General features: G+C 67.5%; 27 protein-coding genes, 1 tRNA gene and 2 pseudogenes. 20 read left to right on the top strand and 10 right to left on the bottom strand.

What is annotated here, in order from left to right; translation table 11 throughout:
- Positions 1 to 7: 7 nt before the first annotated feature.
- The 11 genes from ftsW (at position 8) to A5753_RS17175 (ending at position 11,010) form a co-directional block, all read left to right on the top strand.
- Positions 8 to 1,672: a putative lipid II flippase FtsW gene (gene ftsW, locus A5753_RS17125; RefSeq protein WP_067130703.1), complete on the top strand. Its 1,665-nt coding sequence runs from the start codon at positions 8 to 10 to the stop codon at positions 1,670 to 1,672.
- Entirely contained in the window at positions 1,669 to 2,895 is a 1,227-nt protein-coding gene (gene murG, locus A5753_RS17130; RefSeq protein WP_067130597.1) for an undecaprenyldiphospho-muramoylpentapeptide beta-N-acetylglucosaminyltransferase, read from the top strand. The genes ftsW and murG overlap by 4 nt, the downstream gene beginning before the upstream one ends.
- The gene (gene murC / locus A5753_RS17135) at positions 2,892 to 4,358 is read left to right on the top strand and encodes a UDP-N-acetylmuramate--L-alanine ligase (protein WP_067130600.1); all 1,467 of its coding nucleotides are present in this window, start codon (positions 2,892 to 2,894) and stop codon (positions 4,356 to 4,358) included. The genes murG and murC overlap by 4 nt, the downstream gene beginning before the upstream one ends.
- Positions 4,355 to 5,341 carry a cell division protein FtsQ/DivIB gene (locus tag A5753_RS17140; protein ID WP_067130604.1) on the top strand — a complete coding sequence of 329 codons (987 nt, stop codon included), beginning with the start codon at positions 4,355 to 4,357 and terminating at the stop codon, positions 5,339 to 5,341. The genes murC and A5753_RS17140 overlap by 4 nt, the downstream gene beginning before the upstream one ends.
- Before the next feature lie 271 nt (positions 5,342 to 5,612).
- Entirely contained in the window at positions 5,613 to 6,770 is a 1,158-nt protein-coding gene (ftsZ, locus tag A5753_RS17145) for a cell division protein FtsZ (protein ID WP_067130708.1), read from the top strand.
- Between the two features lie 91 nt (positions 6,771 to 6,861).
- Positions 6,862 to 7,569 carry a peptidoglycan editing factor PgeF gene (pgeF, locus tag A5753_RS17150; RefSeq protein ID WP_067130607.1) on the top strand — a complete coding sequence of 236 codons (708 nt, stop codon included), beginning with the start codon at positions 6,862 to 6,864 and terminating at the stop codon, positions 7,567 to 7,569.
- A 17-nt stretch (positions 7,570 to 7,586) separates the two neighbouring features.
- Positions 7,587 to 8,363, top strand: coding sequence for a YggS family pyridoxal phosphate-dependent enzyme (locus A5753_RS17155; protein WP_369829330.1), 777 nt, complete (start codon positions 7,587 to 7,589; stop codon positions 8,361 to 8,363).
- 66 nt (positions 8,364 to 8,429) lie between these two features.
- Entirely contained in the window at positions 8,430 to 9,074 is a 645-nt protein-coding gene (locus A5753_RS17160) for a cell division protein SepF (protein ID WP_007770769.1), read from the top strand.
- Between the two features lie 156 nt (positions 9,075 to 9,230).
- Positions 9,231 to 9,521 carry a YggT family protein gene (locus tag A5753_RS17165; RefSeq protein ID WP_007770770.1) on the top strand — a complete coding sequence of 97 codons (291 nt, stop codon included), beginning with the start codon at positions 9,231 to 9,233 and terminating at the stop codon, positions 9,519 to 9,521.
- A 264-nt stretch (positions 9,522 to 9,785) separates the two neighbouring features.
- Entirely contained in the window at positions 9,786 to 10,589 is an 804-nt protein-coding gene (locus tag A5753_RS17170; protein WP_067130609.1) for a DivIVA domain-containing protein, read from the top strand.
- A 91-nt stretch (positions 10,590 to 10,680) separates the two neighbouring features.
- Positions 10,681 to 11,010, top strand: coding sequence for a hypothetical protein (locus A5753_RS17175; protein WP_067130612.1), 330 nt, complete (start codon positions 10,681 to 10,683; stop codon positions 11,008 to 11,010).
- 34 nt (positions 11,011 to 11,044) lie between these two features.
- Here the strand turns inward: A5753_RS17175 and A5753_RS17180 are convergent.
- Positions 11,045 to 11,734 (bottom strand): annotated as a pseudogene (locus tag A5753_RS17180) (phosphoribosyltransferase); the annotation flags it as partial.
- 101 nt (positions 11,735 to 11,835) lie between these two features.
- On the opposite strand from A5753_RS17180, the gene A5753_RS24410 reads away from it, so the two are divergent.
- A complete protein-coding gene (locus A5753_RS24410; RefSeq protein ID WP_156656146.1) occupies positions 11,836 to 12,042 on the top strand; it encodes a hypothetical protein in 207 nt (68 codons plus the stop codon).
- Between the two features lie 91 nt (positions 12,043 to 12,133).
- On the opposite strand, the gene A5753_RS17185 is transcribed toward A5753_RS24410, so the two are convergent.
- A tRNA-Leu gene (locus A5753_RS17185) sits at positions 12,134 to 12,219 on the bottom strand.
- Between the two features lie 112 nt (positions 12,220 to 12,331).
- Between A5753_RS17185 and A5753_RS17190 the strand changes: the two genes are divergently transcribed.
- From A5753_RS17190 to A5753_RS17200, 3 genes are all read left to right on the top strand, one after another.
- Complete coding sequence (locus tag A5753_RS17190; protein ID WP_369829331.1) at positions 12,332 to 13,705, top strand: M20/M25/M40 family metallo-hydrolase; 1,374 nt, start codon at positions 12,332 to 12,334, stop codon at positions 13,703 to 13,705.
- 54 nt (positions 13,706 to 13,759) lie between these two features.
- A complete protein-coding gene (locus A5753_RS17195; protein WP_067130618.1) occupies positions 13,760 to 14,290 on the top strand; it encodes a YbhB/YbcL family Raf kinase inhibitor-like protein in 531 nt (176 codons plus the stop codon).
- Between the two features lie 218 nt (positions 14,291 to 14,508).
- On the top strand, positions 14,509 to 15,885 hold the full coding sequence (locus tag A5753_RS17200; protein WP_067130621.1) for an HNH endonuclease signature motif containing protein: 1,377 nt from the start codon (positions 14,509 to 14,511) through the stop codon (positions 15,883 to 15,885).
- Positions 15,886 to 16,063: 178 nt separating this feature from the next.
- Here A5753_RS17200 and A5753_RS17205 read toward each other — a convergent pair whose 3' ends face one another.
- From A5753_RS17205 to A5753_RS17235, 7 genes are all read right to left on the bottom strand, one after another.
- Entirely contained in the window at positions 16,064 to 16,534 is a 471-nt protein-coding gene (locus A5753_RS17205) for a GreA/GreB family elongation factor (protein ID WP_067130624.1), read from the bottom strand.
- Positions 16,491 to 17,129, bottom strand: a complete 639-nt coding sequence (locus A5753_RS17210; protein ID WP_067130628.1) for a GreA/GreB family elongation factor — start codon at positions 17,127 to 17,129, stop codon at positions 16,491 to 16,493. Before A5753_RS17210 ends, A5753_RS17205 begins: the two co-directional genes overlap by 44 nt.
- 300 nt (positions 17,130 to 17,429) lie before the next feature.
- A complete protein-coding gene (locus tag A5753_RS17215) occupies positions 17,430 to 18,071 on the bottom strand; it encodes a hypothetical protein (RefSeq protein ID WP_067130631.1) in 642 nt (213 codons plus the stop codon).
- A gap of 184 nt (positions 18,072 to 18,255) precedes the next feature.
- Complete coding sequence (locus A5753_RS17220) at positions 18,256 to 19,779, bottom strand: CdaR family transcriptional regulator (protein WP_067130634.1); 1,524 nt, start codon at positions 19,777 to 19,779, stop codon at positions 18,256 to 18,258.
- Between the two features lie 59 nt (positions 19,780 to 19,838).
- Positions 19,839 to 20,909: a quinone-dependent dihydroorotate dehydrogenase gene (locus A5753_RS17225; RefSeq protein WP_067130636.1), complete on the bottom strand. Its 1,071-nt coding sequence runs from the start codon at positions 20,907 to 20,909 to the stop codon at positions 19,839 to 19,841.
- Between the two features lie 32 nt (positions 20,910 to 20,941).
- The gene (locus tag A5753_RS17230; RefSeq protein ID WP_067130638.1) at positions 20,942 to 21,211 is read right to left on the bottom strand and encodes a DUF5703 family protein; all 270 of its coding nucleotides are present in this window, start codon (positions 21,209 to 21,211) and stop codon (positions 20,942 to 20,944) included.
- The gene (locus A5753_RS17235; protein WP_067130640.1) at positions 21,208 to 22,275 is read right to left on the bottom strand and encodes a YncE family protein; all 1,068 of its coding nucleotides are present in this window, start codon (positions 22,273 to 22,275) and stop codon (positions 21,208 to 21,210) included. Before A5753_RS17235 ends, A5753_RS17230 begins: the two co-directional genes overlap by 4 nt.
- Positions 22,276 to 22,384: 109 nt before the next feature.
- On the opposite strand from A5753_RS17235, the gene A5753_RS17240 reads away from it, so the two are divergent.
- From A5753_RS17240 to A5753_RS17260, 5 genes are all read left to right on the top strand, one after another.
- Positions 22,385 to 22,687, top strand: coding sequence for a hypothetical protein (locus A5753_RS17240; RefSeq protein ID WP_067130641.1), 303 nt, complete (start codon positions 22,385 to 22,387; stop codon positions 22,685 to 22,687).
- A 40-nt stretch (positions 22,688 to 22,727) separates the two neighbouring features.
- The gene (locus tag A5753_RS17245) at positions 22,728 to 23,477 is read left to right on the top strand and encodes a histidine phosphatase family protein (RefSeq protein ID WP_067130643.1); all 750 of its coding nucleotides are present in this window, start codon (positions 22,728 to 22,730) and stop codon (positions 23,475 to 23,477) included.
- A 62-nt stretch (positions 23,478 to 23,539) separates the two neighbouring features.
- Positions 23,540 to 24,127 (top strand): DUF3090 domain-containing protein, encoded by a 588-nt coding sequence (locus tag A5753_RS17250; protein WP_067130645.1) that lies wholly within the window; start codon positions 23,540 to 23,542, stop codon positions 24,125 to 24,127.
- Entirely contained in the window at positions 24,111 to 24,926 is an 816-nt protein-coding gene (locus tag A5753_RS17255; RefSeq protein WP_067130647.1) for an SCO1664 family protein, read from the top strand. Before A5753_RS17250 ends, A5753_RS17255 begins: the two co-directional genes overlap by 17 nt.
- A gap of 66 nt (positions 24,927 to 24,992) precedes the next feature.
- Positions 24,993 to 25,775: a 3'(2'),5'-bisphosphate nucleotidase CysQ gene (locus A5753_RS17260; protein ID WP_067130649.1), complete on the top strand. Its 783-nt coding sequence runs from the start codon at positions 24,993 to 24,995 to the stop codon at positions 25,773 to 25,775.
- A 104-nt stretch (positions 25,776 to 25,879) separates the two neighbouring features.
- Here A5753_RS17260 and A5753_RS24920 read toward each other — a convergent pair.
- Positions 25,880 to 25,996, bottom strand: a pseudogene (locus A5753_RS24920) (aldehyde dehydrogenase family protein); the annotation flags it as partial.
- Between the last annotated feature and the right edge of the window lie 206 nt (positions 25,997 to 26,202).

Here is a 26,202-nt window from a genome sequence, read left to right on the forward strand (position 1 = left end):
GGCGGGCGTGGGTAACGCACTGACCCGGCTGCTGGGCCGGGGTAAAGACCGCACCGAGACCGCCGCGGGCGAGCCCGCGCCGGCCGACGACGACGTCACGGACGACGCCCCGGAAGCCACGACCAAGAAGGCCGACAAGCCGCAGAAGCCCGCCAAGGCCGCCGCCCAAGAGGGCGGCTCACACAGCCGGTTCGGCGCCTGGCTGGGCCGGCCCATGACGTCGTTTCACCTGATCATCGCGGTGGCCGGGTTGCTGACGACGCTGGGGCTGATCATGGTGCTGTCAGCATCGGGCGTGCGGTCCTACGACGCCGACGGGTCCGCCTGGGTGATCTTCGGCAAGCAGGTGCTGTGGACCGTGATCGGCCTCATCGCCTGCTACGCCTCGCTGCGCATGTCGGTGCGGTTCCTCCGCCGCGTTGCGTTCACCGGCTACGTCGTCACGGTCATCTTGCTGGTGCTGGTCCTCGTTCCCGGAATCGGGAACCTGGCCAATGGGTCTCGTAAGTGGTTCGTGGTCGCGGGCTTCTCCATGCAGCCGTCCGAGCTGGCCAAAATCGCTTTCGCCATCTGGGGTGCCCACATGCTGGCCGCCCGCCGGCTGGAGAGGGCGACCCTGCGCGAACTGCTGATCCCGCTGGTGCCGGCGGCCGTCATCGCGCTGGCCCTGATCGTGGCGCAGCCCGACCTCGGGCAGACGGTGTCGCTGGGCATCATCCTGCTGGCCTTGCTGTGGTATGCGGGCCTGCCACTGCGCGTCTTCGTCACCTCATTGATGGCCGTCTTCGTGGCCGGCGCGGTCCTGGCCATGTCGGCCGGCTACCGGTCGGAGCGGGTGCGGTCCTGGATCAACCCCGAGAACGACCCGCAGGACACCGGCTACCAGGCTCGACAGGCCAAATTCGCGCTGGCGCACGGCGGCATCTTCGGCGACGGCCTGGGCCAGGGCGTGGCCAAATGGAACTACCTGCCCAACGCCCACAACGACTTCATCTTCGCGATCATCGGCGAGGAGCTCGGTTTCATCGGTGCGTTCGCGCTGCTGGTGCTGTTCGGGCTGTTCGCCTACACGGGAATGCGGATCGCCCGGCGCTCGGCCGACCCGTTCCTGCGGCTGCTGACCGCCACCACGACCATGTGGGTGCTTGGCCAGGCGTTCATCAACATCGGCTACGTGATCGGCATCCTCCCGGTCACCGGTATTCAGCTGCCGCTCATCTCCGCCGGTGGGACCTCCACCGCGGCAACGCTTTTCATGATCGGCATCATGGCCAATGCGGCTCGTCACGAACCCGAGGCGGTGGCCGCGCTGCGGGCGGGCCGCGACGACAAGATGAACCGGATACTGCGGCTGCCGCTGCCCGAGCCCTACTCGCCGACGCGCCTGGAGTCGGTCCGGTATCGCAAGCGCGCTCGTCCGAAGGCGGCCGAGCCGGCGCGCAAGGGCGCCGGCGCAGCCGGACGCAAGGCTGCCGGCAAGGCCTCCCGCAAGGCCGACGCGTCGCTGCGGCCGGCGTTACCGCGAACGGCCGGCGGGCCGGCTCGCCAGACTGGGGGTAACGCGCGATCGCGGGCGAGGCATCATGGATCTGGCCAACGCCGCGTCAGTCAGGCGGCCGGCCAGCGTCAGCCACGACGCGCTCGCGCACTGGAAGGTCAGCGTTACGGGTGAACGACACGGTCAACAAACAGACCGGCGGGCGGGGGGAAACCCCTTTGCCCGCCGGTGCCGCGTTGTCGTCTTTTAAGACCTCCAAGCCACTGTCGGTCGTGCTCGCCGGTGGCGGAACCGCCGGTCACGTCGAGCCGGCAATGGCCGTCGCCGATGCGCTGAGCGCCCTCGATTCGCAGGTCAGGATCACCGCGTTGGGCACCGCCCGGGGGTTGGAGACTCGGTTGGTGCCCGAGCGCGGCTATCACCTCGAACTGATCACGCCGGTGCCGCTGCCGCGCAAGCCCAGCGGCGACCTGGCCCGGCTGCCCTCGCGGGTGTGGCGGGCCGTCCGGGAGACCCGCGCCGTGCTGAAGGCCGTCGACGCCGATGTGGTGATCGGTTTCGGCGGGTACGTGGCCCTGCCGGCGTATCTGGCCGCGCGCGGAGTCTCGTCGCGCAAGCCTCGGGTCCCGGTGGTGATTCACGAAGCCAATGCCAGCGCCGGACTGGCCAACCGGGTCGGCGCCCGCACCGCCGTGCGGGTGCTCTCCGCGGTGGCCGATTGCGGGTTGCCGCGTGCCGAGGTGGTCGGGGTGCCGGTGCGCGAGGCCATCACCTCGCTGGACCGCGCGGCGCTGCGCGACGAGGCGCGCCGCCACTTCGGTTTCGCCGACGACGCCCGGGTGTTGTTGGTGTTCGGTGGCTCGCAGGGCGCGGTATCGCTGAATCGGGCGGTATCCGGGGCGGCCGCCGAGCTGGCCGCCGCCGGCGTGGCCGTCTTGCACGCGCACGGCCCCAAGAACACCCTCGACCTGCGCGAACCCCAGCCCGGTGACCCGCCGTACGTGGCGGTTCCCTACCTCGACCGGATGGACCTCGCCTATTCGGCCGCCGACCTGGTGATCTGCCGGTCCGGTGCGATGACGGTCGCCGAGGTCTCGGCGGTCGGATTGCCGGCGATCTACGTGCCCCTGCCGATCGGCAACGGCGAGCAGCGGCTCAACGCCCTGCCGGTGGTCAACGCCGGCGGCGGCATGATCGTCGCCGACGCCGACCTGAGACCCGAGCTTGTCGCGCGCGAAGTGGCGGGGCTGGTGGGCGACCCGCCGCGGCTGGCGGCCATGACCACTGCCGCCGCGCGCGTGGGCCATCCCGACGCGGCCCGCCAGGTCGCCCAGGCGGCACTGGACATCGCCAGGACGGCCCAGCTAGGCCGCTGGCCGGCCGGAGGAAAGTCGTGAGCAACGACCAGTTGCCACCCGAGCTGCAGCGAGTGCACATGGTCGGCATCGGGGGAGCCGGCATGTCGGGCATCGCCCGCATCCTGCTCGACCGCGGCGGCCTGGTGTCCGGCTCGGATGCCAAGGAGTCCCGCGGCATTCACGCCCTGCGCGCCCGGGGCGCGCAGATCAACATCGGGCACGACGTGGCCTCGCTCGATCTGCTGCCCGGAGGCGCCACGGCGGTCATCACGACGCACGCCGCCATCCCGAAAACCAACCCCGAGCTCGTCGAGGCCCGCCGGCGCGGCATCCCGGTGATCCTGCGGCCCGCCGTGCTGGCCAAGCTGATGAACGGGCGCACCACGCTGATGGTCAGCGGCACGCATGGCAAGACGACGACGACGTCGATGTTGATCGTGGCGCTGCAGCACTGCGGTCGCGACCCGTCCTTCGCCGTCGGCGGCGAGATGGGGGAGGCCGGCACTAATGCCCACCACGGCAGCGGCGACTGCTTCGTGGCGGAGGCCGACGAAAGCGATGGGTCGCTGCTGGAGTACACGCCGAACGTCGCCGTGGTCACCAACATCGAGACCGACCACCTGGACTTCTACGGCAGCGCCGACGCCTATGTCGCCGTGTTCGACGCCTTCGTGGAGCGGCTGGCCCCCGGCGGGGCGCTGGTGGTGTGCGTCGACGACCCCGGGGCGGCCGAGTTGGCACGGCGCACGGCCGAGCTGGGGATCCGGGTGCTGCCTTACGGGTCCCCGGACTCCGGTGACGGACTGGCCGCGACGCTGATGTCGTGGCAACAGCAGGGCACCGAAGCCGTCGCGCAGATCCGGCTGGCTCCCGAACTGGACCCGGAGCAGCACCCGCGGGTGATGCGGTTGTCGGTGCCCGGCCGCCATATGGCGCTCAACGCGATGGGCGCGCTGCTGGCGGCGATCGAGATCGGCGCCCCAATAGACGCCGTGCTGGACGGCCTGGCCGGCTTCGAGGGCGTGCGCCGCCGGTTCGAACTGGTCGGTAGCGCGGCCTCGGTGCGGGTGTTCGACGACTACGCCCACCACCCCACGGAGATCGTCGCCACGCTGGCGGCGGTGCGCACCCTGCTCGAGCAGAGCGGTGACGGCCGCAGCATCGCGGTTTTCCAGCCCCATTTGTATTCTCGGACAAAGGCTTTCGCCAAGGAGTTCGGCAAAGCCCTGGACGCGGCGGACGAGGTCTTCGTTCTCGATGTGTACGGCGCCCGCGAACAACCGCTGGCCGGCATCAGCGGGGCCAGCGTCGCCGAGCACGTCAGCGCGCCGGTGCGCTATCTCCCGCACTTCTCCGCGGCCGCCGAGCAGGTGGCGGCGGTCGCCGGCCCCGGCGACGTCATCGTCACCATGGGAGCAGGCGATGTGACGCTGCTGGGGCCCGAGATCGTCACGGCGTTACGGGTGCGGGCCAACCGCAGCGCTCCCGGGGCATTGCGATGACGCAGCCGGACGACCCCGTCCCTGCCAACGCGGTCGGCGAACAGGCCGAAGCTCGGCCTGCCGGCGACGCTGGCGCGAGCGCGGTCACCGAACCGCTGGCCACCGGCACGAGCGCGGACCGGCCGGACAGCGATGTCGGTGACGATCGCGAGGTCGATCAGGCCGAGGTCGAGGGGCCGCGCCGGCGCGCTCGCCGGGAGCGGGCGCAACGCCGCGCCGCCCAGGCCCGCGCCACCGCGATCGAAGAGGCCCGCCGCGAGGCGAAGCGCCGGGCCAGCGGACGGCTGATCAACGAGCCCAAACCCGTTGCGCGGGGCGTTGTTCGGGGCCTGAAGGTGCTGTTGGCGACCGTCCTGCTGGTGATCGTCGGCATCGGGCTGGCGCTGATCCTCTATTTCACGCCCGCGATGGCGGCCCGCAACATCGTGGTCGTCGGCACCGGGGCGGTGACCCGGGAAGAGGTTCTGGATGCGGCGCGGGTGCGGATCGGAACGCCGCTGCTGCAGATCAATACCAGCCAAGTCGCCGACCGGGTGGCCGCGATCCGGCGAGTGGCCAGCGCGCGGGTGCAGCGCCAGTATCCATCGGCGCTGCGGATCACCATCGTCGAGCGAATTCCCGTGGCCGTCAAGGATTTTCCCGACGGTCCGCATCTCTTCGACCGGGACGGGGTGGACTTCGCGACCGGGCCGCCGCCACCGGCGCTGCCGTACCTCGATGTCGCCGACCCCGGGCCGGACGACCCGGCCACCAAGGCGGCGCTGCAGGTGCTGACCGCGTTGCGTCCCGAAATCGAGGGCCAGGTCGGCCACGTCGCCGCGCCGTCGGTGGCCTCGATCACCCTGACGCTGGGCGACGGCCGGGTGGTGATCTGGGGGACCACCGACCGCACCGATGAGAAGGCCGAGAAGCTGGCCGCGCTGCTGACCCAGCCCGGCAAGGTCTACGACGTGTCGAGCCCCGACCTGCCGACCGTAAAGTAGCGATTTTCATCACGTCCGAGGACTCGACGCCCGCGGAGCAGCGCGCACGCCCGAAGACGCGGAAAAATTGCCCGAAATTTGCGGGGCGAGTGTCGGCGCGCCTGCGGTGTTAGGGCGCGCCATACCCATACCGTTCTGGTTGCGCGGAACTACTTGACATAACTCTAACTCTATGGTTGAGGTTGAGGGTTTGCCAGGGAGGCCCGCGAATGTCCGGAGGAGCCCACCGCCGGGAGAGCTGAGCCAAGCCCATCAGGGAGGAAGACGAATGATGACCCCCCCGCACAACTACCTGGCCGTCATCAAGGTCGTGGGTATCGGTGGCGGCGGCGTCAACGCCGTCAACCGGATGATCGAACAAGGCCTCAAAGGCGTGGAGTTCATCGCGATTAACACCGACGCGCAGGCGCTGTTGATGAGCGATGCCGACGTCAAACTCGACGTCGGGCGCGAGTCCACGCGCGGCCTGGGAGCCGGGGCCGACCCGGAGGTCGGCCGCAAGGCCGCCGAGGACGCCAAGGACGAGATCGAAGAGCTGCTCCGCGGCGCGGACATGGTGTTCGTCACCGCCGGGGAGGGTGGCGGGACCGGGACCGGCGGGGCGCCCGTCGTCGCGAGCATCGCGCGCAAGCTGGGCGCGTTGACGGTGGGTGTGGTCACCCGGCCGTTCTCGTTCGAGGGCAAGCGGCGCGGCAACCAGGCCGAGAGCGGCATCTCGGCGCTGCGCGAGAGCTGCGACACCCTGATCGTGATCCCCAACGACCGGCTGCTGCAGATGGGCGACGCCGCCGTATCGCTGATGGACGCCTTCCGCAGCGCGGACGAGGTGCTGCTCAACGGCGTCCAGGGCATCACCGACCTGATCACCACCCCGGGCCTGATCAACGTGGACTTCGCCGACGTCAAGGGCATCATGTCCGGCGCGGGCACGGCCCTGATGGGCATCGGGTCCGCCCGCGGCGAGGGCCGCTCGCTGAAGGCCGCCGAGATCGCCATCAACTCACCGCTGCTGGAAGCGTCGATGGAAGGCGCCCAGGGCGTGCTGATGTCGATCGCCGGCGGCAGCGACCTGGGCCTGTTCGAGATCAACGAGGCGGCCTCGCTGGTGCAGGACGCCGCCCACCAGGACGCCAACATCATCTTCGGCACCGTGATCGACGATTCACTGGGCGACGAGGTGCGCGTCACCGTCATCGCCGCGGGCTTCGACGCCGCGGGCGCCGGCCGCAAACCCGTTATCGGGGGCAGTGCCGACAAGGAAGAAAAGGGCGGTGCGCATCGGATCGAATCGGCGAAGGCGGGCAAGCTCACCTCGACGTTGTTCGAACCGGTCGACGCCGTCAGCGTGCCCGTCCACACCAACGGATCGACCTTGAATATTGGCGGCGACGACGATGACGTCGACGTGCCGCCGTTCATGCGCCGCTGAGGGTCTCAATTTGCTTGCCAGCGCGCGACAAACCGGCCGCGGCCGGATGGCGCTGCCTCCTGGCGGGCACGGTGCGCCGGATACTGGTCACGTGAGCGTTCGCATCAGGCGGGTCACCACCACCCGCGCCGGCGGTGTCTCGAAGCCGCCCTTTGACACCTTCAACCTCGGCGACCACGTCGGGGACGATCCGGCGGCGGTGGCCGAGAACCGGGCCCGGCTGGCCGCGACCGTCGGCCTGCGCGCCGGTCGCGTCGTGTGGATGAACCAGGTCCACGGTGACCGCGTCGAGGTGGTCGACGGGGCGCGTGACACCGCGGTCGACGACACCGACGCGTTGGTGACCCGCACCGCGCGACTTGCCCTGGCGGTGATCACCGCCGACTGCGTTCCGGTGCTGATGGCCGATGCGCGTGCCGGTGTTGCCGCGGCGGTGCACGCCGGCCGGGTCGGCGCCCAGCGCGGGGTGGTGGCCCGAACGGTTGAGGCAATGCGGGAGCTCGGCGCGCAACCCCAGGACATCTCGGCGTTGCTGGGCCCGGCGGTCAGCGGCCGCAACTACGAAGTGCCCGCGGCCATGGCCGACGAGGTGGAGGCGGCGTTGCCGGGCAGCCGTACCACCACCGCCGGGGGAACTCCCGGGCTCGACCTGAGGGCCGGAATCGCTTGCCAGCTAAGACATCTGGGTGTGACGGCGGTCGAGATCGATCCGCGGTGCACGGTGGACGACCCGGCGTTGTTCAGTCATCGGCGCGATGCGCCAACCGGCCGGCTGGCCTCACTGGTCTGGATGGAGTGACCGCGATGGCGGTAGGAATGCACGCCCCTGACAGTCGCAGCGGACGCGACTCGGAATTGACCCACGCTTTGGCGTCGGTGCGCTCGCGCCTGGCGGCGGCGGCGGAGGCGGCGGGTCGCAATGTCGGTGAAATCGAAGTTTTACCGATCACCAAATACTTTCCAGCAACCGACGTCGTGACTTTGTCCCGATTGGGTTGCCGCGTAGTCGGCGAATCTCGCGACCAAGAAGCAAGGGCAAAAGTGGCCGAAGTCACCCGATTGCTGGCGGCATCGGGGCACAGGGATGATGTGGGAAATCCGCGTTGGCACATGGTCGGACATATCCAGCGAAACAAGGCCAAATCGGTGGCGCGCTGGGCACACACCGCGCACTCGGTCGACAGCGCGCACCTGGTATCCGCGCTCGACAAGGGCGTGGCGGCGGCGCTGGCCGAGGGCCGCCGCACCGCCCCGATGCGGATCTACGTCCAGGTCAGCCTCGACGGCGACGAGTCTCGCGGAGGCGTCGACATATCGCGACCGGGCGCCGTCGATCGGGTGTGCGACCAGGTCGAGGACTCCAAGCATCTGGACCTGGTCGGGCTGATGGGGATTCCGCCGTTGGACTCCGACCCCGACGAGGCCTTTGACCGGCTCCAATCCGAGCATCGGCGGGTTCTCGAGTCGCATCGCGACGCCGTCGGGTTGTCCGCGGGCATGTCCAACGACTTCGAGATTGCCGTCAAACACGGTTCGACATGTGTGCGTGTCGGTACCGCGCTATTGGGCCCGCGGCGGTTACCGTCACCGTAAGTAGTCACTGTAGTAACAGCTTTATCACTAACACCAGTACTCCCAGGGGCTAGAAGGGTCAACGCAATGAGCACACTGCACAAAGTCAAGGCCTATTTCGGTATGGCCCCAATGGACGACTACGAGGACGAGTATTACGACGACCACGCTCCGTCCCGCGGTTTTCCGCGCCCGCGATTTGACGACGGATACGGTCGTTACGAGCAAGACGACTACGACGATCCGCGCCGCGAGCCCGCCGACTATCCGCCGCCCGCCGGTTATCGCGGCGGCTACGGGGACGAGCCCCGTTACGGCGCCGTGCACCCCCGCGAGTTCGACCGCGGCGAGCGGGGCGGCCCGCGCTTCGGGTCGTGGTTGCGCAACTCCACCCGCGGCGCGCTGGCGATGGACCCCCGCCGGATGGCGATGATGTTCGAAGAGGGCCACCCGCTCTCGAAGATCACCACGCTGCGGCCCAAGGACTACAGCGAGGCACGCACCATCGGTGAGCGTTTCCGCGACGGCACCCCGGTCATCATGGACCTGGTGTCGATGGACAACGCCGATGCCAAGCGCCTCGTCGACTTCGCGGCCGGCCTGGCGTTCGCGCTGCGCGGATCCTTCGACAAGGTCGCGACCAAGGTGTTCCTGCTGTCGCCCGCCGACGTGGACGTGTCCCCGGAAGAGCGGCGCCGGATCGCCGAAACCGGTTTCTACGCTTACCAATAGCCACATCCGCCGCCCGCTTCACAGCGGGAACCCGCATTGTCGACGACCTGAAGTGGCCACGTGAAATAAGGCCTCTTACTCGGAGTCGGTACGCTGGCAGGCGCCGCGATGGTCGGCGGCGCTTGGCTTCTCACGGGTAAGGTCGGGGCACTTCAGTTGGTGTTGTTCTTTCAGATCCTTGGGTTTGCGCTGTTCATTTTCTGGCTGCTGCTCATCGCTCGGGTCGTCGTTGAGTTCATCCGCTCGTTCAGTCGGGACTGGCATCCGACGGGCATCACCGTCGTGGTGCTGGAGATCATCCTGTCGATCACGGATCCGCCGGTGAAATTGCTCCGCCGGCTCATCCCGCAGCTCACCATCGGAGCGGTCCGCTTCGACCTGTCGATCATGGTGCTGTTGCTTGTCGCGTTCATCGGAATGCAGCTGGCCTTCGGCGCCGCGGCTTAGCCGCCCATTGCCACCCGTCGGGATGAACCCATTCCGCCGCGGAGACGGTTAGGCCACGTTTTAGCGTCGGTTTGGTTCCCGCGATTTAAAAGTTCTAAGGTTTCGGATTTTATTGCCCTCAAAGTTTCAAACTGGTCCTTATTTATTGGGCTAATCAGCAACGGTCGCGCCTGGTGTGACAGGATGGACGGCAGTTGCACTACGGCTACCACTGCGTTCTACACTTTCCAGAACGTTCGAGAAGGAACTTGAGGGGACGAAACAATGCCGCTTACACCAGCCGACGTCCACAATGTGGCGTTCAGTAAGCCACCGATCGGCAAGCGGGGCTACAACGAAGACGAGGTAGATGCCTTCCTCGATCTGGTGGAAGCCGAGCTGACGCGGCTCATCGAAGAGAACAGCGATCTGCGCCAGCGGATCGAAGAGCTCGACCACGAGCTGGCCTCCGGTGGTGGCTCGGCCACCCCGGCCGCCGCCGCCGCGCCCACCCAGGCGATTCCCGTCCGCGAGCCCGAGCCGGAGCCGGTCAAGCCGGCGCCTGCCGCAGCCCCGGCCGCCGCGGCCAACAACGAGGAACAGGCCATGAAGGCCGCGCGGGTGCTGAGTTTGGCGCAGGACACCGCCGACCGCCTGACCACCACGGCCAGGACCGAGTCCGAGAAAATGCTGGCCGACGCCCGCGCGAATGCCGACCAGATTCTCAGCGAGGCGCGCAGCACCGCCGAGACCACGGTCACCGAGGCCCGCCAGCGTGCCGACGCCATGCTGGCCGACGCGCAGACCCGCTCCGAGACTCAGCTGCGCCAGGCCCAGGAGAAGGCCGACGCCCTGCAGGCCGACGCCGAACGCAAGCACTCCGAGATCATGGGCACGATCAATCAGCAGCGCACCGTGCTGGAAGGCCGCCTCGAGCAACTCCGCACGTTCGAGCGCGAGTACCGCACCCGGCTCAAGACCTACCTGGAATCTCAGCTGGAAGAACTCGGCCAGCGTGGATCCGCCGCACCCGTGGACTCCAGCGCGGATGCGGGCAGCTTCGAGCAGTTCAACCGGGGCAACAACTAGCTTTTCTGACGTGCCGGTCACTCGCCGAGCTTCGGGGTTGGCACACTAGGTCATGAAACCGCGGTCCCACTCGTCGCTTGGAGGATGACTGATGCTCATCATTGCGCTGGTATTGGCGCTTATCGGGCTCGTCGCGTTGGTGTTCGCGGTCGTCACGAGCAACGAGCTGGTGGCCTGGGTGTGCATCGCCGCGAGCGTGGTGGGCGTGGTGTTGCTGATCCTCGACGCCCTGCGCGAGCGTCAGCGACCTGACGTGGCAGGCGACGAAACACCGGCTGCCGACGAGGCCCACGAGGACGACTACGTCGACTACCCCGAGGAAGCCCCGGCAGCGGGCGAACCGGCGGCCACCAGGGAATCTACGCAGACCGAGGAGTCCAGTGTCGCGGCCGAGGGCCGCGGCGACGAGCCCGCCAAGTAATCCCTGTCGACGCCCATCGGGGGCGGTTCGACGCTCAGTAGGTCGGCGTGGCGAGCAGTTCGCGGACCTCGTCGTCGCTGATCTGATGAAAGTCGTCATAGACCTGCCCGACCGCTTCGAATCCGGGCGGTGTGGTCGCGCACACCACGTCGTCGGCCTCTCGTAGGAGTTCGCGGCAGGTCGACTCCGGTCCCACCGGAACGGCAACCACGATCGACTTCGGGCCGGCGGCTCGGACGGCGCGTACGGCAGCGAGCATGCTTGCGCCCGTTGCGATTCCGTCGTCGACCAGGATGACGATCCGGTCGCGCAAGTCGGCGATGGGGCGACCGCCCCGGTAGGCGTGTTCGCGGCGGAGCAGCTCGGCCCTCTCGCTGTCGATCACCTCGCGCACCTGCTCGTCGGTGACGTGCAGGCTGGCCACCACGTCCTGGTTCATCACCACACCACCACCGCTGGCCAAGGCGCCCATCGCCAATTCCGACCACTGCGGTACTCCGAGCTTGCGGACCAGGAAAACGTCGAGCGGCGCACCCAGCGCGGCGGCGATCTCCCAGGCGACCGGCACACCGCCGCGGGCCAGCCCGAATACCACTACATCGCCCCGGCCGCGATACGCGGCCAGCCACCGCGCCAGCTCGCGCCCGGCCTCGCCTCGGTCGACGAACGTCTTCGCTGATGTCCGCCGGACAAAGCGACTCGATGGGTTCATTCGTTTACGCTCCCGGCTGCTGCGCCTCTTTCCAGGCTACGTGCGCCAGGCCGAGTGCGGTGGCAGAGTCCGGGTTAGCGGCAGGGTCAGGCACGACTGAGAGGATCCGCGAGATGAGACGGCGTTATGGCACCTACACGGCCTACAGCATCGGTTGCGCGATCGTCTGGGCGGTGATTTTGGCGGTGGTTTCGACGACGGGTGACGCCGCCAGCCGGCATACGTTCCTGCTGGTGTGCGGCGGGTGGGCCATCGGATGGCTGTCGGCGACGATAGCCAGGGCCGTCTACCCGCCACCGAAGCGGCGTATTCCGCAATGAGTTAGAGGGGTCTGATCGCGGCTTCGCCGCTCAACACACGCCATCGACTCGGAAATGAACGCAAGCGTCCATTTCGCTCGCCTCAGTCGTGTGTCCGAGGGGGGACTTGAACCCCCACGCCCATTAGTAGGGCACTAGCACCTCAAGCTAGCGCGTCTGCCATTCCGCCACTCGGACAAGGCCAAACCAGCATGGGTTGGCAGCTAAGGCTATCGGATCGCGCGCCGCGAACCCAATCCAGCTCCCCGAGAAGGCGCGACGATCAGCATCAAGCCGGCCAGCCGCGGCAATGGTAGGAAAGGTGGTTGTGACCATTCAGAGCGGGGCGACCGAGGTGCCAAGCAACGCGAGCGACGACGTGGTCGAGGTTGTCAGCAAGTTGATCCGGTTCGACACCACCAACACCGGCGAGCCGGAAACGACCAAGGGCGAAGCCGACTGCGCGCAATGGATCGCCGAGCAGCTCGCCGAGGTCGGTTACGCGCCGCAGTATGCCGAATCCGGGGCGCCGGGCCGCGGCAACGTGTTCGTCCGCCTGCCGGGCGCCGACAGGTCGCGCGGCGCGTTGCTGATCCACGGGCATCTCGACGTGGTTCCGGCCGAGCCGACCGAATGGAGCGTGCACCCCTTCTCCGGCGCGGTCAAAGACGGCTTCGTCTGGGGCCGCGGCGCGGTCGACATGAAGGACATGGTCGGCATGATGATCGTGGTAGCGCGCCAGTTGAAGCGCGCAGGCATCGTGCCGCCGCGCGACCTGGTTTTCGCGTTCATTGCCGACGAAGAACACGGCGGGACCTTCGGAGCCCAATGGCTGGTCGACAACCGGCCGGAGCTCTTCGCCGGCGTCACCGAGGCGATCGGCGAGGTGGGCGGGTTCTCGCTGACGGTGCCGCGCCGCGATGGGGGAGAGCGCCGGCTGTATCTGATCGAGACGGCCGAAAAGGGGCTGTCCTGGATGAAGCTCACCGCCCGGGGCCCGGCCGGACACGGCTCGATGGTCCATGATCAGAACGCCGTCACGGCCGTCGCCGAGGCCGTCGCCCGGCTGGGCCGCCACCAGTTTCCGTTCGTGGTGACCGACACGGTCGCGCAGTTCCTCGCCGCCGTCAGCGAGGAAACCGGGCTGACGTTCGACACCGAATCAGGCGACCTGCGCGGAGCGATCGAAAAGCTGGGCCCGATGGCCCGCATGCTCAAGGCGGTGCTGCATGACACCGCGAACCCCACCATGCTCAAGGCCGGATACAAGGCCAACGTCGTACCGGCGATCGCCGAGGCGGTAGTGGATTGCCGCATCCTGCCGGGGCGCAAGGCGGCGTTCGAGGCCGAGATCGACGAGCTGCTCGGGCCGGACGTGACGCGCGAGTGGATCAAGGACTTCTCGTCGTATGAGACCAGCTTCGATGGCGACCTGGTCGACGCCATGAACGAGGCGGTGCTGGCGCACGACCCGGGCGCCCGTACCGTGCCGTATATGCTTTCCGGTGGTACCGACGCGAAATCGTTCGCGCGCTTGGGTATTCGCTGTTTCGGGTTCAGCCCGCTGCGGTTGCCGCCGGATCTCGATTTCACCGCTCTGTTCCATGGCGTCGATGAGCGGGTACCCATCGAAGCGCTGCGGTTCGGCACCGACGTGCTGACCCACTTCCTGACCCACTGCTAGACGCTGACCCACTGCCAGACGACCAACGCACGCCGATTACACGAGAGGACCGCCATGAGCACTGCTCCTGACCCGTACGCATCGTTGCCGAAGCTGCCGACCTTCACGTTGACCTCGGAATCGGTTAGCGACGGCCAGCCGCTGGCCAATCCGCAAGTCAGCGGAATCATGGGTGCGGGCGGTGAAGACGTCAGCCCCCAGCTGAGCTGGTCGGGATTCCCGGACGAGACCCGCAGCTTCGCCGTTACTGTTTATGACCCCGATGCCCCGACGGCCTCCGGCTTCTGGCATTGGGCGGTGGCCAACCTGCCGGCCGACGTCACCGAACTGCCTGCGGGCGCCGGCGACGGCAGCAACCTGCCCGGCGACGCGCTGACGCTGGTGAACGACGCCGGGCAGCGCCGCTACATCGGCGCCGCGCCGCCGGCGGGCCATGGCGCACACCGGTACTACATCGCCGTGCACGCCGTAGACACCGACAAGCTGGATCTGCCCGAGGACGCGAGCCCCGCCTTCCTCGGCTTCAACCTGTTCCAGCACGCCATCGCGCGTGCGGTCATCCACGGCACCTACGAACAGAAGTAGGCTTCGGCCCGGTTTGGGCCGTTCGCCCCGAAAGGGGCCGTCCGCAAGCCACGCCGTCCGTCCGCAAGCAGGCCGTCCGCCCGTAATCACTTGTGCCACTTCTGTCCCGGGGTTCTCATCCTAGGAAGTTTTGTCGGCAGGCAGCAGTAGCATTCGAACATGCGTTCGGTTGAATATGAGCTTCGCAGCCCGCTCGCGCGGCCCTGGGGGCGGCGCGAATGACGGACCGTGAGCAGATTCAGCGCGACGTTGACGCGTTGTGCGCTATGGCCTCCCGCGTCCAAGAGCATTCCTACGAGGCGCTGACCAACCCGGAACGCCTGGGAATGTTGGAGAAATTCGAATGCGTAATACGCAAACTCCAGACGCCAAGTCATCAACTCATCAATCAGATTGGTGAGCAAGGGGATTCCACCGAGTTGGGCGGCAAGCTGTCCTGGGTGCTGGCCGACCGGCTGCACATCACCCGGGCCGAGGCCGGTCGTCGCATCGCCGAGGCGGCCGACCTGGGCCCGCGCCGGACGCTTTCCAGCGAGCCGCTAGCGCCGGTGCTGAACGCCACCGCGGCGGCGCAGCGGGAAGGGGCGATCGGCGCCGACCATGTGGCCGTGATCCGGCGGCTTTTCCACCAGCTGCCCGAATCCGTCGACTTCGACACCCGCGAGCACGCCGAGAAGCAGATGGCGGCCAGAGCGGCCGAATTTCGCCCCGATCAACTCGCCAAACTCGCCCGCCGCCTGATGGACTGCCTCAATCCCGACGGCAGCTACACCAACGAAGACCGGGCGCGGATGCGTGGTCTGGTGCTCGGCAATCAGCAAGCCGACGGCATGTCGCGCCTGAGCGGCTGGCTGACGCCCGAAGCCAGAGCCAGCTGGGAGGCGGTGCTGGCCAAGCTCGCCGCGCCCGGCATGTGCAACCCCGACGATGACACGCCGGTAGTGGACGGCGCCCCTTCGGAAGAAGCGGTGCAGCGCGACACCCGCACCCCGGGCCAGCGCAACCACGACGGGCTCAATGCCGCGCTGCGAGCGATGCTGGCCAGCGGAGACCTGGGCCAGCACAACGGATTACCGGCCAGCATCATCGTGACCACCACGCTCACTGAGCTCGAAGCCGCCACCGGAAAGGGCTTGACCGGTGGCGGCACCATCCTGCCGATGTCGGAGGTCATCCGCCTGGCTCGCCATGCGCACCATTACCTCGCGATCTTCGACAAGGGCAAGGCGTTAGCGCTGTATCACGCCAAACGCCTCGCGTCACCCGGTCAACGAATTGTCTTGTATGCCAAGGACCGTGGGTGTTCGCATCCCGGCTGCGACGTGTCCGGCTATTACTGCGAAATTCACCACGTCGAAGATTGGGCCAGCACATCTCGCACCGACATCGACCAACTCGCCATGGCTTGCGGACCTCACCACCGGCTTCTCGAGAAGGGCTGGACCACCCGAAAACGCGCCAACGGCGATACCGAATGGATACCGCCGCCGCATCTCGATCGCGGGCAACCCCGCACCAACACCTTCCACCACCCGGAGGATCTGCTGTGCGAGAACGAAGACGGCGAAGACGACAACGCAGTGGGGGCAGCTTAAGGCGGCGACTCACATGCGTCCGTACGCGACGGCCATGATCAGGCCCAAACCAGCTAGCAAAAGAAACATGATGGTTACCGGGTCGATCACTTCGAAGATCATGTGATCACCCGTGACCGGGCGCGACGGTCAACGATGGCCGATTGACCGGTCGCGGACACCGTGCAAAGAGACTCGGTCATTGCTTCAATCCGGCTGTGTGAATTCCGTACGGCGCGGCTTCAAGCAATGTGACGTCCATGGCGTCACCGCTGGGCAGAGTATAGGTGCGTCGTTCGCCCGGGCGTGCGCCGGCGATTGCGGCGCCTAGCGGGGATTCGTTCGAGTAGACCTCGATGTCGCTGTACTCGGCGCCGCGCACACCTAGCAGGAAGGTCTCGGTGTCACCGGTATCGTCGTAGCAGATGGTCAAAACCATGCCGGGCTCCGCAATCCCGTCGTCCGGCGGGTCCTCGCCGACGACGGCATTGAACAACAAATCATGAATTCGTTGGATCCTGGCCTGCCACGCCTGTTGGACGGCAATGGCGTTGTCGTCCGACTGACCGTCGGTGGCTGCACTGCTGTGCAAGACACGTAAGCTGGCCAGTTCCTTTTGTAACCGCTCATAGCCTTGCGGCGAAATCCACGCGGGTTGCGTGCTGGTCATGTTCGTTGCTCTCCTTATGCGATGGCAAGTTGAGGTCGCGATCTTCGCGCAAAGTGAACCTCGTTGGGGCGCGGTGAGTTTTCGGAACGCTCTCTATTCGTTGGACACTCGGGTCGCGGTGGACTGTCTGTGGCCGAGGATGTTTCGCTAGGTGCATTTCATAGGGCACGGCCTCCAGCAGCGTCACCAGTCGTCCCGTCTCACCGGGGGTTGAGTAGATGCGTGTGTCGCCGGGCCGCGCGCCGGCTATCGCGCGGCCCAATGGTGACGCCATCGAGTAGACCTTGATGTCGGCGCCTTCGCTGCCGCGTCTGCCCAGCAGGAAAGTTTCGGTCTCGCCGGTGCCGTTGTAGCGAATTGTCAAAACCGTGCCCGGTTCAGCAATGGAGTCGCTGGCGAAATTCTCGGCAATGACCGCCTGCGCCAACATGTTCTGGAGCTTGCGAATACGTCGTTGTAGCGCTGAGCGGTTCGCGTCGAGGTCCATCATGTCGTCAGGGACTTCAATGATCAGCTCCGACCGCAACGCGTCGAGAGTGTTCCGCAGACGGGTGTACTGCTGTCGGGTCATGCGCATGGGTTTGGTACCGGTCACTTTGAGTCGTGTCCTTTCGGGGGAGCGTCGTCAGAGGCGGGCCAAAGGAGGCAGCCGCCGCTGACGACTCGGGACGCCCATCGTGGGCGAGATTCCTTTGCGGTTGAGTGTTTTCCGCTGGGGCGGTTGATTCCATGGTGGCGTGGGCGGGCTCGACGGTGTTTGCCGAAAATCGACAAAGGCGCTGCGATGCGTTGTCACGCCTCGACAACGCTGCGGTCGATGCTGCCACGAAGCGACCACGACCTAAGTGGCGAGAGACGCTCACCCGGAACGCGTATGAACTGGCGATCGCGCTGCTTATCGTCGCTCGACGAGGCGCTCGAAGTTCCGTTGCCACCTGTCGTAGCGGAGTCGGTCAAGGGTGATATGCGCACGCGCAAACATGGCCACTGCCAAGGCACTGACGGCCCACCAGGTCGCTACCGCGAAGGCCAGTGCCTCGTCGCGGGCGGTGTTCACCGGCCGGGCAACCGGACGGCCCTCGTCATCTACCCAAATCTCGACCTTGTCGCCAATCTTGGCCGTCAGCGGCGCGGTGACGTCGCCGGTGCGTTCGGCCCCGGCCGCGAACCATCGGGCAGGCACCGTCACCGTTGGGCTTTCAAGGTTGCGGCGAGGGTGACTCTCCCCGATGACAGTCGCGGTCACCGGGCGGCGAGTTTGAACCTGCTCGGCGTAGTGGCGGCTACGGGAATCGTGGACCGCGGTGCCCACCGCGGCACTGATCGGCACGGCAATCAGCGACACCGCAACGACCAACACCAGGATCAGCGCCTCCACCCGATCTGTGGCGCGTATCAGTGGATTTCGGCTGAACAGCCGCTCGAACAGCCGCTCGAACAGCCTCCGCGGCAACGGCACGGTGAAGGTCTCCATCGCAGCGCCATCATCCGGCCGGCGGTCGGCGATCGATTCATGATCGGGGTCTGAGGTGGACATCGAAGACCTCCTATCGGAGAGTCGGCATGGGTCGCAGGTACCGCGCAGCTGGGGAGATGGCGGATAGCAGCCGCCCCTCGAACCTGCCGGGCACCTTCATGATGGCGTCGACAGCCGTCGCAGGCTTTGCCACAGCCAGACAACGACGCTGTCTCGCTTTGTCGGGTTGCGACAGCGCCTTTGGTCAATCGGTGTCGATAGCCGCGAGTTCTATCATCATCGCCAGCCGCTTTCTGGCATCGTCCAATGGCAGACTGGTGATCTCGGCCATCTTGCGCAGCCGGTAACGCACGGTGTTTTCGTGCACTCCCAGCCGGTCACCGGCCTCGGCCGGGTCGCCCTGGGCCTCCAGCCACGCTCGCAGCGTGGCCACGTAGTCGGTCCCGTTGGCGCGATCATGGCGGCCCAGCTCGGCCACCGGCCCACGCGATGGGGACCGGCCTGAGCGCGCCGCGGTGCGCAACCGCTGTAGCAGGACGTCAGCCCATGACTCGTCATAGACCGCAGGGCTGGCCGCGGGGGATATCTCATGCAGCGCTAGACATTCCTCGGCTTCCTGACGTGCAGCGGCGAGCTCTGTCACCTCAGCCGCGCCACTTACGCCGGCCAACACCGTCGCCTGTTCGGGGAGGGCCGCGCGCAGGCCGGTTACCCAGCGCCGCGCCGTCGCCGCTTGCCCACCGGGAAGCAGTGTGTACACGATATTGCCGGCCAAAGCGCTGCGCCCCGGCCGTGACCAGCCGAACCCAGTCGTGGCACGCTCGAACGCCAACAACAGAGCGGCATCGCGTTCGTCGCCGATGAACGCCTGCAGCGCAATAACTCTCAAACCGTCGTGCGGCAGGCCCAACCTGCTCGCCACCATGGCGGCATCGGCCGTGCCCTCCAGCAAGCGAATCACCAGTTCGGATTCGACTTGGCGCTCCAAATCCGCGCTGGCCCGCGAGCGTAGAAGATGCAGGGCCACCGTGTGTGCACCATCGGCCAAGGCCGTGCGGGCCGCTTCGTCCAGCGGCACCGAACACGCCACCCACACCGACCCGATCAACTCACCCCCGGAGCGCACCGCCACCACCATGCGCCCGATCAAGCCGTGTTCGGAGTCCTCGGGGACAAACAGCGGCTCGTCGGAGACCCCCAGGTGCGCGAATACGCCTCGCGCATCGAACAATGCGCGCAGCTGCTCCGGTGTCTGTCGCTCGAGGATCGTCTGCACCCGCGCCGGGTCGGCAGGTTGCTGCAGTTTCGAATACGCCAACACTCGCAACAACCGATCGTGGATGACAATTGAACTGCCGATAGCGTCCGCCAGGCTATCGGCCAGTGCGAACAGATCCGTTGGGCCACGGCCGGATTCGGTCTCGCGGCCCTCCAGCACCAGCCCGTAGACGACCGCGCCCACCTCGCTCCACGTGACCGTCTCGTCGACCACCATGACCGCGCCGACCTCGGCGTCGCTGTCAATCGCGACCGGCTCGTCGCCACCGCGTACCAACACCACGACAGCGCGTGCTGAAGCTGCCCACTGCACCGCTTCGCGGAACGAGCCGGCACCGATGGCCAGCAATACGTCGCCCACCACCACACGATTCGGCGCGGCTTCATGGATCACCACGCTGCGCAGTTCGGTAGACCTGGGCACCGACGACCAACGCAACCGGACTCCATAACCACCCAGCACGTTCACCAGGCGGTCCAACGTGATCACCAGCCGCTCCTTATGCCGAACTGGTAGTCAGCCTAACCAGGAGTCAAGCTCGGCTTGACTCAATCCGGTGTCCGGGCCGCCGAACCGATGGCGTCGGCGAGCGAGGCAAAGCCGACGTCGTGCATCCGCAACGCGATGCCGTCGTGAATCTGCTTGGCCCACAAGCCTCCTCCGTAGATGAAGCCGGTATAACCCTGCAGCAGCGACGCACCGGCGGTGATCCGCTCCCAGGCGTCGTCCGCGGTCTCGATGCCCCCGACGCTGATCAATATGAGTCGGTCGCCGACTCGGCTGTACAGCCGGCGCAGCACCTCGACCGCGCGGCGTGCCACCGGCGGCCCGGAGACGCCGCCAGGGCCCAGCTCGTCGACGCCCGGTGTCTTCAATCCCTGCCGCGACACGGTGGTGTTGGTGGCGACGATGCCGGCCAGGCCGAGTTCGACTGCCAAATCCGCGATGTCGTCGACGTCGGAATCGGAGAGATCCGGCGCGATCTTCACCAGCACCGGCGTGGACGTCTCGGCGAGCACGGCCGACAGGATGGGCCGCAGCGACTCGACCGCCTGTAGATCACGCAGCCCGGGTGTGTTCGGCGAACTGACATTGACCACGAGGTAGGACGCCAGCGGGCCGACCAGCCGGGCGCTCGCCCGGTAGTCGTCGACGGCCTGCTCGGCCGGCGTCACCTTCGTCTTGCCGATGTTGACCCCGATCGGCACCTCGGGCCGCTGCCGGGAAAGCCGCATCGCCAGCGCGCCCGCACCCAGATTGTTGAAGCCCATCCGATTCAACAGGGCCCGGTCGGCCGGCAGCCGGAACATGCGCGGGGCGGGATTGCCGGGTTGCGGGTTCGCGGTGACCGTCCCCACCTCGGCATGCCCAAAACCCAGCGCACCCCAGGTGAGCAGCCCCAAACCGTCCTTATCGAAGCCGGCCGCCAGTCCCAGCGGGCCGGGAAAACGCACGCCGAACACCGTGCTGGCCAGCACGGGATCCGTCGGGGCCAGCAGCCGGTGTAGCAGCCGCCGCGTCCAAGCGGTCGCGGTGGCACCACGTAGAACGGCGAACACCAGTGTGTGAATCCGCTCGGGCGGGATCAGGAAAAACAGCCGGCGCAGCGCGCCGTACATCCGGTGTCCGCCCTCGCGTGGCCGGGCCGGTGTCACAGTTCCGGCTGGTCGGGCCGTCGCCCGTCGGTGCCGCCGACGTCTAACCGAGACTTCTTGCGGCGCAATAACACTCGCCTGCTGCCGTCGGTATAGAGCCGCACCCTGGTCAATTCCCAGCCTCGGTATTCGGCCTCGATGGACAATCGGGTCGACGCGCTTACCCGGGTCACGTCCGGTGGCAGGCGCAGCGGCGCCCATTCGTATTCGTCGGACATCTCGGTGTCCCACCCCGCGGGCAAGCGGCTACTGCGCGCCGCGGTCAACGCGTGCCCGCCGCGTGCTCGATGACCTGAACTCCCGCACCGGAACCCGACACCACGTACAGGGTGTCTGACGCCTCGTCGAAGGCCAGCGAGTTCGGTTGCTGCACGGTCGGGTAACGCACCTTTTCGACGGGAATTCCGGTGGATAGATCGTAACCAATGACGATATTGGAAACGGTCTGCGAAACCCAGGCTAACGCGCGGGAGCCGGCCAGGCCGTATGGCGCCTGTGGAACCGGGTAGGCCTGACGCAGGATCAGCGGATCGACGCCGTACACCAGCAGTTGGCCGCCGCGGGTGTCGGCGACCAGCACCCGACCGGCCGGGTCGGCGGCCATGGTGGTGGCGCCCCGGCCCGCCCGCAGCGCCTGCTGGGCATGGCCGTCGGCGTCGATCGCCGTCACCGAAGTCTGCCCACGGTCCAGCACCACCGTCGTATTCCCCTGTGTGGCAAGCCAATCGACGCGCGCAAAGATCCTGGTTTTGTTGGCGACGGCCGCGCTGGTGGCGGCGCCCGGTGCCTGGGAGGCGAGTGTGTAGACGGCGCCGTCGGCGCTGCCCAGCACCAGCCTGCCGTCGGCGCGCTGGGCCACCGCGGTGAATTCAATCTGGCCGGCGTCGGCGACCGCGACCTGCGTGACGCGACCGGTGGACAGGTCGACCGTGTAGTAGCCGCCGCGGGTGGACAGGTAGGCGGTTCCGCGGCCGCCGTCGGCCAACGCGCTCGCCGGTCCCGGGAGCTCGACGACGCGCGGCGTGACCTGCGGGTTGCCGAAGACGGCGACGCTGGCGGGCGCGGCCGGGTCGGCGCCCGGCGTCAGGACCGCCAGCTGATGAGTGCCGCCATCGAACACCGCCGCCGCGGCATGACCGGCCAGCGGCCGTACCGCCCCGGGCGGCCGCTGCGACGCCGGCGGCGACACCGCTGCGCGCGCGGGTTCGATGGTGCGCGGCGCGGTGTCGAGCGGATTCGATGAACACCCGGCGGCCGCCTCCAGCAAAACCGCTATAGCCAAGGCGCCGCCCCGAACTGCCAATTTGGGACGTCGTCGTCGTGGCAGCAATTTTTTTCCTCGTGGTGCGGCGGTGGAAGACAAATTGTAAGAAACCCTCTCGCGTTCGCTTGGGGCATGCCGCCTTCATCCGACCCTACCGGGGCGGTATGGTCGGCTCATGGCCGTCACTGCTGACCGTCATCTGGCGCAGAATGAGTTTGCTGTCGAGGACATGTCGACAGGGATTGCCGCAAGCGGGTACGGACAAGTCGGTGATGGACGCAGTTTTTCGTTCCATATCGAGAACCGATCCCTAGTCGTCGAGATTTACCGGCCGCGCCTGGCCGGGCCCGTTCCGCAGGCCGACGAGGTCGTTGCCAGGGCGGTCCGCAGCGTGATCGACCTCGATCTCACCGACGAGCGCAGCCTGAGCGCCGCGGTGCGCGACTCCGTGGCGCACGCGGTGCCCGTTTCTCGCTAGTCATTCACCGACCCGTCCACCGGGTACCGTCGTGGTCGATATGACCGTCATCCTGTTACGGCACGGCCGCTCGAGTTCGAACACGGCGGGCGTTCTCGCCGGTCGCTCCGAGGGCGTCGACCTCGATGACAAGGGCCGTGAACAAGCCGATGGCCTGATCGATCGGATCGGTGACCTGCCCATCCGGGAGCTGGTCAGTTCGCCACTGTTGCGCTGCCGTCGCACCCTCGAGCCCTTGGCCGACGCGTTATGCCTGACGCCGCTCGTGGACGATCAACTCGCCGAGGTGGATTACGGGGAATGGACGGGCCGCAAACTCGGCGACTTGGTCAGCGAGCCGTTGTGGAAGGTCGTCCAGGCTCACCCCAGCGCCGCGGTGTTCCCCGGCGGCGAGGGCCTGGCTCAGGTGCAGGCGCGCGCGGTGTTCGCCGTGCGCGAGCACGATCGCCGGTTGGCCGCCGTGCACGGCGGGGATGTGCTGTGGGTCGCTTGCACTCACGGTGATGTCATCAAGGCGGTCATCGCCGACGCGTACGGCCTCCATTTGGATGGGTTCCAGCGCGTCACCGCCGACCCCGCGTCGGTGAGTGTGATCCGCTACACGGAGCTGCGCCCGTTTGTGTTGCACGTCAACCACACCGGTGCACGGCTGTCCGCCGGCCTGCGGGCCGGCCCCCCGGCGAAGGACGAGACGAAGCCCGACACCGACCCAAAGTCCAACGGAGAGCCGCGGGGATCGGCAGACGCGGCACCGTCCAGCGACGCGGTGGTCGGCGGTTCCACGGACTAATTGGGCGGCTACCTCCATCGGATCGCACGGCCGTGGCAATAGCCGGTATTTTGGGAAGTGCCATGGCCCGCGCAATTCATGTCTTCCGCACACCCGACCGCTTCGTGGCCGGGACCGTCGGCCAGCCCGGAAATCGTACGTTTTACATCCAGGCGGTGCACGACGGCCGAGTGGTGTCGGTGATATTGGAGAAGCAGCAGGTGGCGGTGCTCGCCGAACGGATCGGCGCGCTGCTGCTCGAGGTGAACCGCAGGTTCGGCACGCCCGTTCCGCCGGAGCCCGCCGAGATCGAGGACCTCAATCCGTTGGTCACCCCCGTGGACGCCGAGTTTCGGGTCGGAACCATGGGCCTCGGCTGGGACTCGGAGGCCCAGACGGTGGTGGTCGAGTTGCTCGCGGTCACCGACGCCGAGTTCGACGCGTCGGTGGTGCTCGACGACACCGACGAGGGTCCCGACGCGGTGCGGGTCTTCTTGACGCCGGAGTCGGCGCGCCAATTCGCCACCCGCTCCAATCGCGTCATCTCCGCGGGACGTCCGCCGTGTCCGTTGTGCGACGAACCGTTGGACCCGGAGGGCCATATCTGCGCACGCGCCAACGGATATCGGCGCACTGCGCTGCTCGGGCCTGACGATGACCCCGAGGTCTGACGACCGTGAGGTGTTGCGCGACGGCGAGCTGACGGTCATCGGACGAATCCGCTCGGCCAGCAACGGCACCTTCTTGTGCGAATCGACGCTCGGCGAGTCCAGCGTGCACTGCGTCTACAAGCCGGTCGCCGGGGAGGCGCCGCTGTGGGATTTTCCGGACGGGACGCTGGCCGGCCGCGAACGGGCCGCCTATCTGGTCTCCGCGAAGCTGGGCTGGAATATCGTGCCCTACACGATCATTCGGCACGGGCCGGCGGGGCCGGGCATGTTGCAGCGGTGGGTGCAGCAACCCGGCGACGCGGTGGACACCGAGCCGCGACCGGGGCCGGATCTGGTTGACCTGTTTCCCGCCGGCACCAAGCCGCCGGGCTACCTGCCGGTGTTGCGCGCCCTCGACTACGCCGGCGACGAGGTCGTCCTGATGCACGCCGATGACATTCGCTTATGGCGGATGGCGGTGTTCGACGTGCTGGTCAACAACGCCGACCGCAAGGGCGGCCACGTGCTGCGCGACCTTGACGGCCACATCTTCGGGGTCGACCACGGCGTGTGTCTGCACGTCGAGGACAAACTTCGCACGGTGCTGTGGGGATGGGCCGGCAAGCCGATCGACGATCAGACTCTGGAAGCCGTCGCCGGCCTCATCGACGCGATCGACGACCAGTTCGGCGACGAGCTGGCCGAGCAGATCACCCGGGCCGAAGTCGCCGCGCTGCGCCTGCGCGCGCACGAGCTGCTGGACAACCCTGTCATGCCCGGCCCGAACCGGCATCGCCCCATTCCGTGGCCGGCTTTTTAGCGGCGATCTCAAGCGCGACGCTGCCATCGGTGAAGGCCGCCCTCGTCCGTCGGCGATACTGAAGCGGTGAGTCCCGCCGCCGACGAGATTACCGATGCCGCTTTGGCCGCCGATCTCGCCACCGACGCGGGGGAACTGCTGCTGAAAGTCCGCGACGAGGTCGGCTTCGGGTATCCATGGGCGCTGGGCGACGCGGGCGACAGCCTGGCGAACGCCCTGATCCTGCGGCGCCTGCACGCGGAGCGGCCCGACGATGCGGTGCTCAGCGAGGAGGCGTACGACGACCTGTCCCGGCTCAAGCACGACCGTGTGTGGATCATCGACCCGCTGGACGGCACCCGGGAGTTCTCGACGCCGGGGCGTGACGACTGGGCGGTGCACGTCGCGCTGTGGCAACGCCCCAGCGACGGCGAGCGCGAAATCACCGACGCGGCGGTGTCGTTGCCGGCCCGCGGAAACATCGTCTATCGCAGCGATACGGTGACCGCCGACGCAGCACGCATCGGCGTCACCGACACCATCCGCGTCGCCGTCAGCGCCACCCGTCCTCCCGCGGTGCTGCACCGGATGCGGCAAACACTGCCCATCCAGCCCGTCGCCATCGGCTCGGCGGGCGCGAAGGCGATGGCCATCATCGACGGCGATGTCGACGCCTATGTGCACGCGGGCGGTCAATGGGAGTGGGATTCGGCCGCCCCGGCCGGGGTGGTGATGGCCGCCGGCATGCACGCGTCGCGGCTCGACGGATCGCCGATGCGCTACAACCAACTCGACCCGTATCTGCCCGACTTCGTGATGTGTCGCGCCGAGCTGGCGCCGATCCTGCTGGGGGCCATCCGCGGCGGCTGACGCCGATGGGCCGTTAGCGGCCCAATCGACGCCGCCAGTCTTTCGCCGAAAACATCCGGACCATCTTTACGACGAGGCTGCCCTTCTTGCGGCTGTACGGAGAAGGCCATCGTCGCCGACCGCACCTTCATCACCGGCAGCGTCGGGCCGAAGGTCTCTTCACGCATGCAATCCATGTCGTGGTTCACGTCGACCAGCACGGTCGGCCCGTAGAACAGGCCGCGGCATCTGACCACGACTTCTTGCTGCGCGGCCGCTCCCGCGGTCTCCGGTCGGTCAGTTGTATGAGTCGACATCACAACCACCTCGCTCGTCGACGTCGAGCGACTTTGCCCCATACCGGATTCAGCAAACCACAAACGGCGCGGTGGCGATCTAGCTCGCGGGGGCGCGGCTGCCGATTCGGAGGTGCCTCGTCGGCGCGCCT

Source organism: Mycobacterium sp. 852002-51971_SCH5477799-a (assembly GCF_001667145.1).
Classification (GTDB): Bacteria; Actinomycetota; Actinomycetes; order Mycobacteriales; family Mycobacteriaceae; genus Mycobacterium.